At 38.0% G+C, this 14,233-nt stretch carries 13 protein-coding genes; 10 read left to right on the top strand and 3 right to left on the bottom strand.

The genetic code is table 11. The annotated features are described in order from the left end of the window. The 3 genes from A9239_RS18450 to A9239_RS20550 all read left to right on the top strand — a co-directional run. On the top strand, window positions 1-149 hold a 149-nt coding region (locus tag A9239_RS18450), incomplete at its 5' end, for a disaggregatase related repeat-containing protein (protein ID WP_141706457.1). Between the two features lie 781 nt (window positions 150-930). Beyond that, entirely contained in the window at window positions 931-1,773 is an 843-nt protein-coding gene (locus A9239_RS20555; protein ID WP_255361946.1) for an oligosaccharide flippase family protein, read from the top strand. Window positions 1,774-1,780: 7 nt separating this feature from the next. After that, complete coding sequence (locus tag A9239_RS20550) at window positions 1,781-2,395, top strand: polysaccharide biosynthesis C-terminal domain-containing protein (RefSeq protein WP_255361945.1); 615 nt, start codon at window positions 1,781-1,783, stop codon at window positions 2,393-2,395. A 58-nt stretch (window positions 2,396-2,453) separates the two neighbouring features. On the opposite strand, the gene A9239_RS12785 is transcribed toward A9239_RS20550, so the two are convergent. Further along, window positions 2,454-3,413 (bottom strand): NAD-dependent epimerase/dehydratase family protein, encoded by a 960-nt coding sequence (locus A9239_RS12785; protein ID WP_048122395.1) that lies wholly within the window; start codon window positions 3,411-3,413, stop codon window positions 2,454-2,456. A 210-nt stretch (window positions 3,414-3,623) separates the two neighbouring features. Between A9239_RS12785 and galU the strand changes: the two genes are divergently transcribed. Next, window positions 3,624-4,511, top strand: a complete 888-nt coding sequence (gene galU / locus A9239_RS12780) for a UTP--glucose-1-phosphate uridylyltransferase GalU (RefSeq protein WP_141706456.1) — start codon at window positions 3,624-3,626, stop codon at window positions 4,509-4,511. 130 nt (window positions 4,512-4,641) lie between these two features. On the opposite strand, the gene A9239_RS12775 is transcribed toward galU, so the two are convergent. Continuing rightward, the gene (locus A9239_RS12775; protein WP_048122391.1) at window positions 4,642-5,925 is read right to left on the bottom strand and encodes a UDP-glucose/GDP-mannose dehydrogenase family protein; all 1,284 of its coding nucleotides are present in this window, start codon (window positions 5,923-5,925) and stop codon (window positions 4,642-4,644) included. Window positions 5,926-6,159: 234 nt separating this feature from the next. Between A9239_RS12775 and A9239_RS12770 the strand changes: the two genes are divergently transcribed. The 6 genes from A9239_RS12770 (at window position 6,160) to A9239_RS12745 (ending at window position 12,466) form a co-directional block, all read left to right on the top strand. Next, window positions 6,160-6,438, top strand: coding sequence for a hypothetical protein (locus tag A9239_RS12770; RefSeq protein WP_048122389.1), 279 nt, complete (start codon window positions 6,160-6,162; stop codon window positions 6,436-6,438). Window positions 6,439-7,023: 585 nt separating this feature from the next. Further along, window positions 7,024-8,097: a DUF354 domain-containing protein gene (locus A9239_RS12765; RefSeq protein WP_048123630.1), complete on the top strand. Its 1,074-nt coding sequence runs from the start codon at window positions 7,024-7,026 to the stop codon at window positions 8,095-8,097. Beyond that, complete coding sequence (locus tag A9239_RS12760) at window positions 8,081-9,130, top strand: polysaccharide deacetylase family protein (protein WP_048122388.1); 1,050 nt, start codon at window positions 8,081-8,083, stop codon at window positions 9,128-9,130. Before A9239_RS12765 ends, A9239_RS12760 begins: the two co-directional genes overlap by 17 nt. Continuing rightward, complete coding sequence (locus A9239_RS12755) at window positions 9,120-10,046, top strand: glycosyltransferase family 2 protein (RefSeq protein ID WP_048122386.1); 927 nt, start codon at window positions 9,120-9,122, stop codon at window positions 10,044-10,046. The genes A9239_RS12760 and A9239_RS12755 overlap by 11 nt, the downstream gene beginning before the upstream one ends. A 46-nt stretch (window positions 10,047-10,092) precedes the next feature. Beyond that, the gene (locus tag A9239_RS12750; RefSeq protein WP_048122385.1) at window positions 10,093-11,313 is read left to right on the top strand and encodes a glycosyltransferase family 4 protein; all 1,221 of its coding nucleotides are present in this window, start codon (window positions 10,093-10,095) and stop codon (window positions 11,311-11,313) included. A 145-nt stretch (window positions 11,314-11,458) separates the two neighbouring features. Beyond that, window positions 11,459-12,466, top strand: a complete 1,008-nt coding sequence (locus A9239_RS12745) for a GNAT family N-acetyltransferase (protein WP_048122384.1) — start codon at window positions 11,459-11,461, stop codon at window positions 12,464-12,466. A 286-nt stretch (window positions 12,467-12,752) separates the two neighbouring features. Here the strand turns inward: A9239_RS12745 and A9239_RS12740 are convergent, their stop codons facing one another. Then, complete coding sequence (locus A9239_RS12740; RefSeq protein ID WP_048123629.1) at window positions 12,753-14,225, bottom strand: lipopolysaccharide biosynthesis protein; 1,473 nt, start codon at window positions 14,223-14,225, stop codon at window positions 12,753-12,755. Window positions 14,226-14,233: the final 8 nt, after the last annotated feature.

Below are 14,233 nucleotides of genomic sequence, written 5' to 3'. Positions count from 1 at the left end.
ATCTTGTAAAAGAGTATGTTAGTGGCAGGTACGAAAATACAGGTTTCTTTATAGAAGCCCGCAGTGAAAGTGATAACTATATCGCCTTCTACAGTGCGGACTGCGAAAACATGAGCCAGGTACCAAAATTGAATCTGGTGTATAGGTAAGATTTACATTCTCAAATAAAAATTTCCATCACTTCCGATCTGATAATAAATTTCTGCCGTCGGATGTTTTGGAACTTTTTTCTTTTAATGTACGAAAAACATGAATTTTTAAAATTCTCCAGAAGGAATTTTTCAAGCGAGTTAGTATGGTTTCTAGACCTACTAATCAGGATTAATTTGTTTGTTTTTGCTCCCAAACTTATTCTTTTTTGTAAAAATCTAAAAGTTTTGTTCTAAGGTCAGAATATATTTTGGATTAGGATCTCTTTTGGATTTATACATTCTCTGTGTTATTTCTAGTTATGTTTCTTAGTAAGCCAGAACTTACGGCGTTCACATCCTTAATTCTTTTGAACTTTTTCGGCTGCTTTTCAATAAGTCCTTCCCAGACGTGCATTGAACTTCTACTAAAATTTATCTTAACGCAAAGGCTTTTATCATTTGTAGAAATTTCTTATTGGGGACAGTTGAAATTCGGTTCTGGTTGAAAAAATGTATCTAAATAAATTTAAAGTTAACACTGAATATAAGTATGATGTCTCCAAACTTTTATTCAAATTAAAGGTATTCTATATGAATGAAACTTATTATAATATAGTTATAAATAGAACCTCTGCTGAGAGATTAAAACTTGATCAAAATGATCAGTGTTCAAAAGGATTTAAATATCATTCTCTGGATAATGCGTCGGGTCAAGTCGTAAGAAAAACTTTCGTGTAAGGCTATTTTCATGACTTCTCTCAATGGTAATTCTTAAAAACGGAGTTCTTTTTAAGGTGATATGGTGTCATATCAAAAATTTGCAAAGGATGTTGGTTTTATCGGGGCAGTTCAGGTACTTACAAGCCTGGGAACTTTTTTCCTGCTTCCGATAATCACAAAAACCCTTGGAACATACGACTACGGGCTCTGGGCTCAGATCAATACCACTGTATCTCTTATTTCTCCCCTTGCACTGATGGGCCTCTCTATGGGTTTTGTCAGGTTTTTATCTTCTGAAACGGAAATCAAAATAATAAGGGAAGCAGTATATTCAATTCTCTTTTTTGTAACTATATCCGGTCTGTTGGCCTCTTTTTTACTCTATACGTTTGCAGAGCCTCTTGCCACCTTCGGTTTTAAAGACCCTCATGCAACTTATTTTATCCAGGCAGGTTCCCTTTTAATTCTTCTGAGCGTTATCGAGTCGATATCTCTTTTTTATTTCAGGGTTTTCAGGCAAATTCAGACATTTTCTTACTTAACCCTTTTTGAAACGTTTGGAAAATTGTTTTTTATTCTCTTTCTTCTCAAAATGGGATACGGGCTTCTTGGTGTAATCGCGGCTACTTTAGTTGTACAGGGCTTCATTTTTTTAATTTCTCTTCTGATGATCATATCACAGATAGGATTCGTTATCCCGCGATTTACTTACATAAAAGAGTATTTGCACTTTTCTCTACCTTTAACTCCCAATTCGCTTGTAAGGTGGATTACAGAGTCAAGTGACAGATATATGGTTACTTATTTTCTCGGCCTTGGAAGCGTGGGGGTATATTCGGCAGCCTGTTCAATTGGCAGTCTTATACAGCTTTTTGTAAGTTCTCTTCAGCTCATTCTTCTTCTTATCAAAGCTTTTCGATGAAAATAAAATGGATGAAGTAAGAATTTGTATGTCTCATTCTCTAAGATATTTCCTTCTCTTCTCAATTCCTGCAGTCTTCGGTCTCTCAGCTCTTGCAAAACCTTTGCTTGGGATCCTTACCACTGATGATTTTCTTTCGGGTTGGGTTGTAATTCCCATTATTGCCTTCTCAGGTCTTCTGGCAGGAATCTTCCAGATATTTGTCAATACAATGCTCCTTATCAAGCAAACAAAAACTTCGACCTACATTAATATTGTTGCAGCAGTTTCGAATGTATTGATTAACCTTCTATTGATACCTTCCATTGGAATTGTTGGAGCCTCACTGTCAACCTTATTTTCTTACTTTTTAATGGCTGTGCTTTGTATGCATATTTCCTTAAAACACTTTAAACTTGATTTTTATCTTCATGATATTGCAAAAAGCGTTTTGTCCTCAACAGTTATGTATTTCTTTGTTTCCTACTTTGCTATATCAAGCATCATTGAGCTTTTTGAGATTGCAGGTATGGGTGTACTTATCTATCTGGTGATGATGTTTCTTGTAGGTGGATTCACAGACCGCGAACTTTCTTTAATACAAAGGTACGTATTCAGAGTCAAAAGCGAAGTCAAGCAGTAATTTTACCTTTGTTCCCATACTGATCAACAAAAATTGTTTAAGAAAAATGGAATAAAAGTTAGTCTACTACCTTTTCCCCAAGCAATGCCCTCGCCGTTTCCCTAATACTTCTCTCCGATGTATAGACCGGTTTCCAGCCCAACTTTTTCATTTTTCCAATCCCTAATCTCATCCTTGGCACATCGCCTTTCCAGCCCCTATTTCCTCCGGTGTAGGTAAATTCAACATTAGAAAGTCCCATTTCTTCTATAACAGTCTTTCCTATCTCTGTGGCACTGATGGTGTCCTCGGAGCCGATATTAAACATATTTACCTTTTCTTTGCTATTCTCAATTAAAAATACTATTGCGTCAACGCACTCCGAAACATGAAGGTAGGATTTTTCCTGCTTTCCATCTCCCAGGATTTCCAGCAGATTCGTGTTCCTCCTCAGTTTTTTTATAAAATCAACCGTAATTCCGTGTGTACTGCGTGGACCAACGATGTTTGCGAAGCGAAATATCCAGGCCTGCATATCAAAGGTGTGAGAGTATGAAGTAATAAAGGCTTCACAAGCCAGCTTAGAGGCACCGTAAAGGGATATCGGAATAAGAGGACCGTAGTCTTCTGGAGTAGGCATAATACTTGCTTCCCCATAAACTGTCGAGGTGGAAGTAAATGCAATTTTTTTAGTATTGTTTTTCCTCATTGCTTCCAGAAGGTTATAGGTCGCCAGAATATTTTGATCTAGATGAACTCTGGTATCTGAAGCTCCGAGTCTGACATCAGGATTTGCGGCCACGTGACAAACAAAGTCAATATCTTCACAGGCCTTTTCTATTGCCTCCTGGTCAAGAAGATCTCCTTTTATCAGGGTAAAGTCGGGATTTTCAAGATGATTTTCTATGAATTCCATTTTTCCTGAGCTCAGGTTATCAAAAACAGTAACCATGTTCTCCTTTTCTATGAGGTGATCTACTAGGTGGCTCCCTATAAAACCGGCTCCTCCTGTCACAAGTATTTTATTCTTTGCAGGCATGGAAAATTCTCCAAATAATCTTTCCAAACAATCTTTCTTTCGATTAATACTTTGTAATGTTAAAGCAATCAGAAAATACTTTTATCTCATTCCCTATAATGTGGGGTGAGTATATAACTAGAGGAAATTAAAGATGTTCTGGTTAAAGAGTATTATTTACTTAACTATATGAATAACTTTTCACTGAATTCCTTCACCGGAGAGTTTATTTTGACCGTTAAAAAAGCACTTATTCCAGCGGCTGGTCTTGGAACTCGTTTTCTGCCTGCCACTAAGTCGATGCCAAAAGAGATGCTTCCAATTATTGACACACCTGTGATTCAGTATGTTGTAGAGGAAGCCATTGCCTCGGGAATTGAGGATATAATCATTATCACAGGCAGGGGTAAACGGGCAATTGAAGATTATTTCGATGATTCTCCTGAACTCGAAATGCATCTTGCGAAAAAGCACAATACTGAACTTCTTAAGCTTGTCCGGGATGTTTCCTCCCTTGTTGATATTCACTACATCCGCCAGAAAGAACCTAATGGGCTAGGGGATGCGGTTCTCAGGGCAGAAAACCATATTGGAGATGAACCTTTCGCCGTGCTTCTCGGAGACGATATTATTGTGAATGACAAGCCCTGCACTGCTCAGCTCATAGATAATTTTGAGAAATATGGGAGATCCACGCTCGCAGTGGAGGAAGTTCCTCGTAAAAAATTAAGTAGTTACGGAATCATAAAGGGTAAACCTCTTAGTAATTCTCTCTATGTACTGGAGGATATTGTCGAAAAGCCATCACCTGAAAATGCACCCTCCAATCTAGGAGCAATAGGCCGCTATGTTTTCACCCCTGAAATATTTGACTGTATAAAAGAAGCCGGAACAGGTGTAGGAAACGAAATTCAGTTGACTGATGGGATTCGGGTCCTTAATAAATCGCAGATGATCTACGCGTGTAGGTTCAAAGGAAAAAGATTCGATACTGGTGACAGGTTAGGGTACGTGAAATCAATAGTAGATTTTGCCCTCGAGAACGAAAATCTTAGGGAAGACGTACTTGAGTACTTAAGAGAAATTCTATCAGAGGTAAAGGAACATTCAAGCAAATAAGATCCTGTCAATAAGGTAGTTAGAGACCAACAAATTTATACTGTATAAGAATTCAGCAAAGTTATGCTGTATCAGAATTCAGCAAAGTTATACGATATAAATTTATATAAAAAATAATTTCTGCTGGTTTTTACCAGCAGAGCCCCTCATAATCTATATTTTTAGCTTTAATTACCCGCCTTCCATCAACTACTATCTTTCCTTTCATGACTTCAAATTCAGAGTCAAGGTTCTTGAACTCGTCCCATTCTGTCATTACAAGACAGGCGTCAGCACCTTCAAGAGCATCTTTAGCTTTCCCTGAGTATTCAATTGTTGGAAAGATTCGCTTCATATTCTCGGTTGCCATTGGGTCATAAGCCGAAACCTCTGCTCTTAGTCTTAGAAGTTCAGCAATGACAGGGATAGCTCTGGACTCCCTTATATCATCCGTGTCGTTTTTAAAAGCAAGTCCAAGGACTGCAACCTTTTTTCCCGCAAGGCTTCCTATTTTCTTCTGGAGTATTTCGGTCATAAGAATTGGCTGTTTTTCGTTTACTCCAATTACGGATTCCAGAAGCACTGGAGAATATCCTATTTCTTTTGCCTTTCCTATAAGTGCTTTTACATCTTTTGGGAAGCAGGATCCTCCAAATCCTGCTCCTGAATTCAAAAACTTTGGGGATACCCTGGAATCCTTACCTACCGCTTTCATAACCTCGTAGGTATCAACGTTTAACCTTTTGCAAATATTGCCAATCTCGTTAGCAAAGGATATTTTGGTTGCCAGAAGGGAGTTATTTGCATATTTGATCATTTCCGCTGTTGATACACTCGTGCGGGTGATCTCACATTTAAAGTTCCGGTAAAGTTCTGAGACAAGATCTCCTGATTTCTGGTCAATTGCTCCCACAACTATTTTATCAGGATGCATGAAGTCGTAGACGGCTTTTCCTTCTCTGAGGAATTCGGGGTTCATTGCGACTCCAAAGTCTTTTCCTGCAACCTTTCCTGAAGTTTCTTCAAGGATTGGAAGAACAAATTTTTCAGTTGTTTCGGGCACAACTGTGCTTTTAACAACCACTACATGGTACCCTTCTTTCTTTGCCAGTACTGCCCCTATACTTGCTGTTGCCGCACGAACAATTGAAAGGTCTATGCTTCCATCTTCTGCGGAAGGAGTTCCTACGCAGATAAAGGAAATGTCCGTATTCTTGATCGCAAATTCATAGTCAGTGGTTGCAGTGAGACTTTTTCCTGCATATTTTTGCAAAAGCTCTCCAAGTCCCTCTTCATAGATCGGGGGAATGCCTGCATTTATCTGATCCATTTTTTTCTTGTCGATATCTACGCAGACTACTTCATGCCCGACTTCTGCAAAACATGCGGCTGTGACCGAGCCCACATATCCTGACCCTATAACGGAAATTTTCATAAATTAAACCTCTTTATTGAGAATTGGAGAGTAATCAATTCCAATTCTTATTTATTTTTTGATAGGAACTCTTTTCAGGTTTTACTAGAGAAACCTCCAATCTATACGGTTTTCTACAACAAGTTTGTACTAATTTTTAGCAAGTTTATATAGTTTAAAGGTTTATACCTTGTATAGTTAGGAGTTAATACATATTTTGATAACTCCTTTACAGAAGTTTTGGGGGATCTTATAATGTTTTCAATACTTGGCCTGGGTGCAGAGTTTGCAATGGTGAATTCTCTTTCAGATTTAGGTATCTGCTTCCTCTCTACGGATTTTGGAATTCCTATATATTATCGGATAACGGTCATGGGACTAATCGCTCTTGTGGGTATGAAGGAAATGCTGCTGGCTTCTAGAAAAGAAGATGAGTTTTCTGTGGACTCAATGGATATGGGAATTTATCCTCTTATAGTATGCTTTATTGCTAGTTTCCTCTTCACAAGCTTTAGCATAATTCTTACAAAGTAATCCTCCTAGTAATTATATATTTATTTACTCAGTATTTCTTTTGTTTCTTCCGGTGAGTTTATTTTTTTACCAAATTAGATGAAAATAAATAATATTTATTTTCCTATTTTTAAGAGTATAACATCTATAATTCTCACACTGATAATTCCCGTTATCTTAATTTAGCAACTATGTTTCCATAGCTATTTATCTTTGAGCCATTTATCTTCTAATCATAATATTGTTTGTTAATGGCTTCAACTATATTAAAAAATTTAGTTTTATATGGGCACTGTTAAGGGGGGCTCCAGCCGCTGGAGACGGACAGTCATCACTTTTTAACATAATATGGGGGGAGAGTTCTATCTGATAGAACAGTTTGAAACCGGGGTTGAGTGAAAACCAGAATTTGACTGCATATTTTTGTCACATTAAGAGAGAAAAAGGCAGGAAGATTTCCTGATTTGTTGATATTAATTTATCTCATATACTTTTAAATCAGGTTCGAGGTTAGTTTCCTGATTCTCAATCTCGAAAGACTACTCAAGCAGACAGACTTTCTTTTGGTATTATAGTCATGGGAATTATTAATTGGGGAGTGAAAAATTGAAAGTTCTTGTCGATATAGGGCATCCAGCCCATGTTCATTTTTTTAAAAACGCTATATGGAGTCTTGAAAAAAAAGGGCATCAAGTAATGGTAGTCTCGCGAGACAAGGATGTAGTAATAGAGCTCTTGAATGCCTACGGAATTCCACATACGGTTTTGAGTAAAGTAAAACCAGGAAAGGTTAATTTGCTTGAAGAATGGTTCATAAGAGAGTTTAAAACTTTTAAAATTACCCAGCAATTTGATCCTGACCTTTTTATCGGTATTCTTTCTCCATCTGTAGCTCAGGTAGCCTGGATACAGCGGAAAAAATCCATAATTTTTAATGACACCGAGCATGCAGTACTGGCTCAGAAGTTAACCTATCCTTTTTGTGACATAATCTGTACTCCTTCATGCTATCTAAAAAATGAAGGATCAAAACAGATCAGGTATAGTGGATATCATGAACTGGCTTATCTTCATCCATCTTATTTTACTCCCAGTCCTGAGATCCTGAAAGACCTCGGAGTAAAGGAGGGGGAACCTTTTACGGTTCTTCGCTTTGTTTCATGGGGTGCGCATCACGATGTCGGTCAACATGGAATTAAAAATAAAGTAGCACTTGTCCAGGAAGCTGAAAAATTCGGAAAAGTATTCATAACTTCAGAAGGGCCTCTGGAAAAAGAGTTTGAAAAGTATAAACTCTGGGTCTCTCCAGAAAAAATCCACCACTTGCTCTATTATGCCACTCTATATGTGGGTGAAGGAGCAACGATGGCTGTTGAGAGTGCAATCCTGGGAACTCCATCAATCTATATTTCCACTCTTGCAGGAACTATGGGAAACTTTTCTGAACTTGAGAAAAAGTACGGTTTGCTTTTTAATTATAGTGATTCCCAATTTGCCCTGACAAAAATCACAGAACTTTTCAAAGATTCGGAACTTAAAAAAAGCTGGGGTCTTAAAAGGGCTGCTCTTCTCAGGGATAAAATCAATGTTACCGAGTTCATGGTCAATCTTATAGAAAGTCTTCCTGAAAAAAAATCTGGACTTTCTTTATCTTCGGTTTCGGATGAGTCTTATGTATAAATTACTAATGGAAAACCAGGATTCATGGGACATTTTCACCCGAAAAGAAGAGTATTATCCAGAAAAGCTGGATGAACACCAGCGTTTTCTTTTCTCTGAAAAAGATCTCCTAAATGCCTCTGAGCCCGAGGTCTCCAGGTACCTTATGGAAAATGGAATGCAGGTCGAGTTCCCTGAAAATAAATCATTTGCCGTTTGTTTGACTCATGACGTAGACGATATTTACCCGCCTCTTTCCCATAGCTTGTTGTCATCAGCTTACAGCCTTAAACGATTAAATTTCAAGGATTCTGCAGCTCAGTTACTGTGGAAATTGAGAGGAATAGACTACTCCCCATATCTTAATTTTTCTAAAATTATGGACATTGAAGCCAGTTTTGAAGCAGAGTCTTCTTTTTACTTCATTACTGCGGAAGCCGATCCAATAAGATTCAGGTATGATATAGAAGACATAGAACATCATCTGGGAGAGGTTTTAGATAGAGGATGGGAGGTTGGTCTTCACGGAGGTTACTATTCATATGACAGTCCTGATAAAATAAAAAAAGAAAAAGAAAGACTTGAAGCAGTTCTGGGTAAAAAAGTAATAGGTTTTCGCAATCATTACCTCCGGTTCAAAACTCCAGACTCTTGGGAAATACTTGCAAGTGCCGGTTTTAGCTACGACTCCACATTCGGGCACAGATACTCAGTCGGCTTCAGGAATGGAATGTGCCATCCTTTCAGTCCATATAACCTTAATACAGGAAAAAAAATTGCCATCCTCGAAATTCCACTTGTCGTTATGGACACTGCTCTTTTTGCGACTTCAAAATCTTTTGAGGAGGCCTGGGAACGCACAAAAAGTCTGATTGATACTACAGCAAGTCTCAATGGTGTTATTACCCTGCTGTGGCATAATTTCGCGTTCAGTTGCAATTTTCGACAAGGTTGGGTGAAGCTGTATGAGAAGGTGCTTCAGTACTGCTCCGAAAAAGGGGCATGGATGACAAGCGGAGAAGAAATCTACAGGTGGTGGGCAGATAGGAGCTGAATTAAAAGGAAAGTATCTGCTGGTTACGCCTGCAAAGAACGAAGAACTAAATCTACCCGAGGTTTCGAAGGCTGTAATCGGACAGGAATTAAAACCTGATTTATGGATTATAGTCGATGATGGAAGTACAGATGAAACACCACGTATTCTCGAAGACCTGCAGTCAAATTGCTCTTGGATCCAGAGTATAAGATTACCTCCAAGACCAAGAGACATTACTTTTCACTACAGTTATGTCTGCAAACAGGGCTTTGACTATGCTCTTGATTATTGTAGGAAAAATAATATTGAATTCGAGTATGTAGGCCTTCTTGATGCTGATACGGTGCTTGAAAAAAATTATTTCGGAAAACTTCTGGCTGAGTTTAAAAAGGATAGTTCTCTAGGAATTGTAAGTGGGGGAATATATTATGATAATGACGGAAAACTTTCCCTGGAAGTAACTGCAAAAGATCTTCCTCGAGGTACAGGAAGGATCTGGAAGAAAGAGTGCTTCCTCGAGACTGGCGGTTATCAGGTTGAGCCGTCTCCAGACTCAATTTCTAATATAAAAGCTCTCTTGCGAGGTTGGAGGCTCATGCAGTATACTGAGGTAGTCCAGATCCAGAAGCGTAAAACGAGTGCAGCTAACGGACTCTGGAATGGATATCTCAAAAACGGATGGATGGCTTATTACCTTGGCAAAAATTATTTCATGGCTCTCTTAAACGTATTTTATCTTTCTGTGAAGTCTCCCTACTATACAGGCATTGCCTACTGCTGGGGGTATTTTGGCTCGGCAATTCGAAGGGAGAAAAAAATCCAGGATCCTGAAGTAAGGGCTTACTACAGGGATCAGGGATTTTCAGGATTGTTATCCCGAATCTCAAAAAATTTTGTCAACAACTCAAGAAATGTACAGGAGAGGGAGCAGTGAAGATTAGCAAAGATCTCGAAAAGACAATTTATTTACAGGTGATAAGTTGAAAATACTTTTTCTTGATATTGTAAGGCCCCTTTCTCTTGCTGATGGCTCGCTTATTCACAGGTACGAGCTTGTTAGTAATCTTGCGAGACTTGACAATGAGATTCATATTTTTACTGTTGGTCATACTTCCTTTTCGAGCATGGTCAATGTTCACAGCCATTATGTCCCTCCTGGAAATTTCTTCTCACTTACTTTGAGCTATTTCAGAAATTCCATATACCTTCTGGGTTCCGAAACTTTTGACGTGCTATATACTCGCAATCCTAATTTTGGCTTTCTTGCTGGACTATTCTGTAAAAGCAAATGCAAAAGAATTGTTTATGAATTAAATGGAATTCCTGAAGACGAAAAGAACCTTCTCAGGGAAAAATCTGAAGGAAATAAATTCTCGCATCCCAGAAAAGGAAGTAATTTCTCAAACCGATATTTCTCTACACATGCTAGGTTAAAACTGTTTATTCTTAAGAAAGCTCTCGGGTTTTCGGACAAAATAATTTCTGTGACTCCTGGGATAAAAGCAAATCTTGAGAAGGACTATAAAATCCCTGGAGAAAAAATAGTCGTGGTTTCCAATGGGGCAAACACTTCCCTGTTCAGACCTCTGGAACAGGAAACCTGCAGAAGAGAACTTGGTCTGGATCTTGAAATTCCTTTTGTATGCTTTGTGGGTAATCTTGCTCCCTGGCAGGGTGTCGAGTATCTAATAAAGGCAGCTTCATCCGTACTTCCTAGATTTCCAGAATGTCGCTTTTTGATTGTTGGAGATGGCGCCATGAAAAACGATCTTATGAAGCTCTCCCGGGAACTCGGAATTGAGGACAGATTCATTTTTACGGGTGTGATTGCCTACGATCGTGTGCCTCTCTACATTAATGCCAGCGATATCTGTACCGCTCCTTTTATATTTGCCAGAAACGCAAAAATAGGCTTGTCTCCTTTGAAGTTATATGAATACATGGCTTGCGGAAAACCTGTAGTTGCAAGCAATATCAGTGGCGTATCCGACGTACTTGAAGCTTCTGGAGGTGGAGTTCCTGTCTTTCCTGAAAACCAGGGTGCTCTTGCAGAAGGTATCTTAAAGTTACTTGAAAATCCCGATTTAAGAATGAAATTGGGTTCAAAAGGTTTAAGTTATGTTATTGAAAATTACAGCTGGTATAGCGTTGCGAAAAAGGTTAACGAAGTCTGCAAATTAGAAATTGAGGCCAAAAAATGAGGGCTTGAAATCAGTCTTATGTTTTCCTATAACTCATCAGGATAATATAACTCATCAGGATACTAATAGTCATCTATTTAAATCACCCTTGTATTTTCCTATAACTCATCAGTAATAATAGTCATCTATTTGAACGGGGCTTAAAATGGACGAAATTGAAGTTAGAGAATTAGCGCCATCTGAATATAATGAATGGGATTTGCTCGTAGAAAAAGCTCAACCTGGTACACTCTTTCATACCAGTGAATGGCTTGGAATTTGTAGAGATGTCCTATCGAAGGATCTTAAAATTTATGGTTGTTTCAGAAAAGACGAGCTTGTGGGAGGATGTCCTCTTTTTGTTAAAAATATCAAAGGAGCTTTGAAAGTAGCGAATTCTACCTGTAATATGACCAGCTACAGCGGGCCTCTTATAAAAGAGAGTAATAGCTCCAAAGCAAGTAAACGGGTACAGGAAGTTCACGACATTCTTAATCCTCTCAGGGAATTCCTCTGCAAGCAGGGATTTGATAGTATTCACCTTGCGTTCGCTCCAGGGTTTAAAGATGTAAGACCTTTTACGTGGAACGGATGGGACTCCACTGTGCACTATACCCATTATTTGAATCTGAACGAAGATGTAGATAATAACATTTCAAGAAAGATTCGAAGAGAACTTAAAACTGCAAATGAGGCAGGACTTAAAACCAGGGTCTGGAACGATCCTGAAACATATTACCATCTGCTCTCAATGGTCTACGAAAAACAGAAATTAGCCCCTCCTCTTCCCAGAGGATTCTTCGAAAGAGTGTTTAAGCTAATTCAGGAAAAAGATATTGGCTATATGTTTGTCACAGAGACTCCTGAGGGCGAAGCTATTGCAGCTCACTTAAACCTATATGGAAAGAAGTGCACTGTAACCTGGACCTCAGCCCTGAACCCGGATTTTGGCCGTTTGGGTCCTAACGCTCTTCTGTATTATAACGAGTTTCTTGACCTAAAGTCCCGAAATTTCGAGTACATGAACGTAATGGCAGCAAATATTTCTAGGTTTGCGGATTTCATTATGGGCTTTTCTCCTGAGCTAATTCCCTATTATAGTGTGACTCTAGAGAGCAAAAAATATTCAATCGCAAAAACCCTGTATAAAATTACTCACAACGAAACTTACTGACAAAAACCGAAATTTTAAAAATATAAAAGTCGGGAAAATCCCGAAATTATTTTTTCATTGTTTTTTAGTGGTCTTTCCTTTTTTGGCTCTTTGCCATTATGTATGGATAAGATGATTCTCAATTCAGGACCTCATTGGTTTTTATAAGAATATTATGAAGATATCCACACAAAATAACGAAGAGCCTTTTTTATTCCTGACTGAAACTCTACTTTCTCTCTATAAATGGGATTCTTAAGAGATCAACTTTCAATAAGTTTTTTTCTAAATAGGAAATTAAACCCTTTCAGGTTCTATTTTTTATATTCACGAGAAAGGCTGAAAATATCTTCTTGAATGTAGGATCGTCACGAAGAGCGATCCCATAATAGATAGGGGTCATGATAATAGCTGTAAGTATAATGATATAAAAATTTGCAGAGAGCATTTCTAGTAGAATCACTGGGATTGAGATAACTGCCCCAATTGCTGTATATTTAATTAGAATTTCCAAACTTTTCCTTTTACTGATCCCTACAAGATTAAGCAAATATGCATTATTCCATAGAGCAAATATAACTCCTGTGAAGCTAAACAAGCAAAGGGAAAACTCAGCACTTTTTGCATAAATTCCTCCTATAGCAAGTGCTACGAACCTTGAGATTAAAAGAGCCGTACTGTAAGTAAACCAGACTTTTTGCTTTTCAAATATACTGTAGAGAGTTGAAATAGGCAAGGCAAGGAAAACAAGGAATATGAATGGCACAAGGATTTTTACATAAGTGCCTGCTACATACCAGTTTTTTCCAAAAGCAAACGTAAATATTTCTTCTCCCAGAATTAACAGGAGTATCATAGGGAATATTCCTATTAAAATTAGCTTTTTGTAAACTTCGCTTACAATAGCTTTCATATCGCCGCTCGAATTCCCATTTTTCACCTCACTGATTTTCTGGAAGAAAACCTGTTGTATAGCGGTTCCAACAAGTCCCATGGGCATATTTACTACTTGATTTGCAAGTGAAAAATATCCAACAACGCTTGTGCTGTAAAAATATGCGAGCAAGAAGGTAGGCACCTGTGGAGAAATCGTATTTGCAAGTGTAGACCATGAACTAAATAAAGGAAAATTTTTATATTCAATCGCCATTTCTTTCATTTTTTTAACTGATATTTTCCTGAAGACCTTAAAGTCTTCTTTTACACCTCTGAGCATGGAAAGGTCTGCAAGTCCATATCCAAGGGTATAACCTACTATTAGACCCAAAGGCGATGCAGTCCAGAAAGGAATTAACTGAAGCACTTTGGCCGATAAAGCATTTAACACTCTGGATCCTGCAATAACTCCAAAACGTAGTTTTCTTGAAAGCCAGTAATTCTGCACGAAAAAAAGGCCATTGAAGAATACTATTGCAGGAAGATATATTAAATATTTTGAGGATCCTTTCGTATGAAATATATACTCAATAATATGCTCAATATCCTCTGGAAAGATTATCACTGCTACAGCTATGAGTATGGATATAAAAGTGACTAAAATAGAGGAAAGGAAAAACACATTTGCGGAATCCTCTTCGGATTTTGGTAACATAATAGCAAACTGATATGAAAAAGTAGAGAAAATTACCAGTATGCCTGATACTGCCACAAAAAGCTGAAAGACTCCCATATCGTCAGGGCTGTAAATCCTAGTGACTATTGGTACAAGAAGTATACCCAGAATCTGTGCAGCAACACTTCCTGATACAAGTTTTAACACATTACCGATAAAGTTTGACATAATTATTT

It is taken from the genome of Methanosarcina sp. A14 (assembly GCF_001729375.1).
In the GTDB taxonomy this organism is placed as follows: domain Archaea; phylum Halobacteriota; class Methanosarcinia; order Methanosarcinales; family Methanosarcinaceae; genus Methanosarcina; species Methanosarcina barkeri.
This window is presented reverse-complemented; position numbering and strand designations above follow the sequence as displayed.

Excerpts from the sequence above, each read along its gene's own strand:
- A9239_RS20555 (WP_255361946.1), top strand. The coding sequence starts at position 931 with ATGGTGTCATATCAAAAATTTGCAAAGGATGTTGGTTTTATCGGGGCA.
- A9239_RS20550 (WP_255361945.1), top strand. The coding sequence starts at position 1,781 with ATGGATGAAGTAAGAATTTGTATGTCTCATTCTCTAAGATATTTCCTT.
- A9239_RS12785 (WP_048122395.1), bottom strand. The coding sequence starts at position 3,413 with ATGCCTGCAAAGAATAAAATACTTGTGACAGGAGGAGCCGGTTTTATA.
- A9239_RS12775 (WP_048122391.1), bottom strand. The coding sequence starts at position 5,925 with ATGAAAATTTCCGTTATAGGGTCAGGATATGTGGGCTCGGTCACAGCC.
- A9239_RS12770 (WP_048122389.1), top strand. The coding sequence starts at position 6,160 with ATGTTTTCAATACTTGGCCTGGGTGCAGAGTTTGCAATGGTGAATTCT.
- A9239_RS12760 (WP_048122388.1), top strand. The coding sequence starts at position 8,081 with ATGAGTCTTATGTATAAATTACTAATGGAAAACCAGGATTCATGGGAC.
- A9239_RS12745 (WP_048122384.1), top strand. The coding sequence starts at position 11,459 with ATGGACGAAATTGAAGTTAGAGAATTAGCGCCATCTGAATATAATGAA.
- A9239_RS12740 (WP_048123629.1), bottom strand. The coding sequence starts at position 14,225 with ATGTCAAACTTTATCGGTAATGTGTTAAAACTTGTATCAGGAAGTGTT.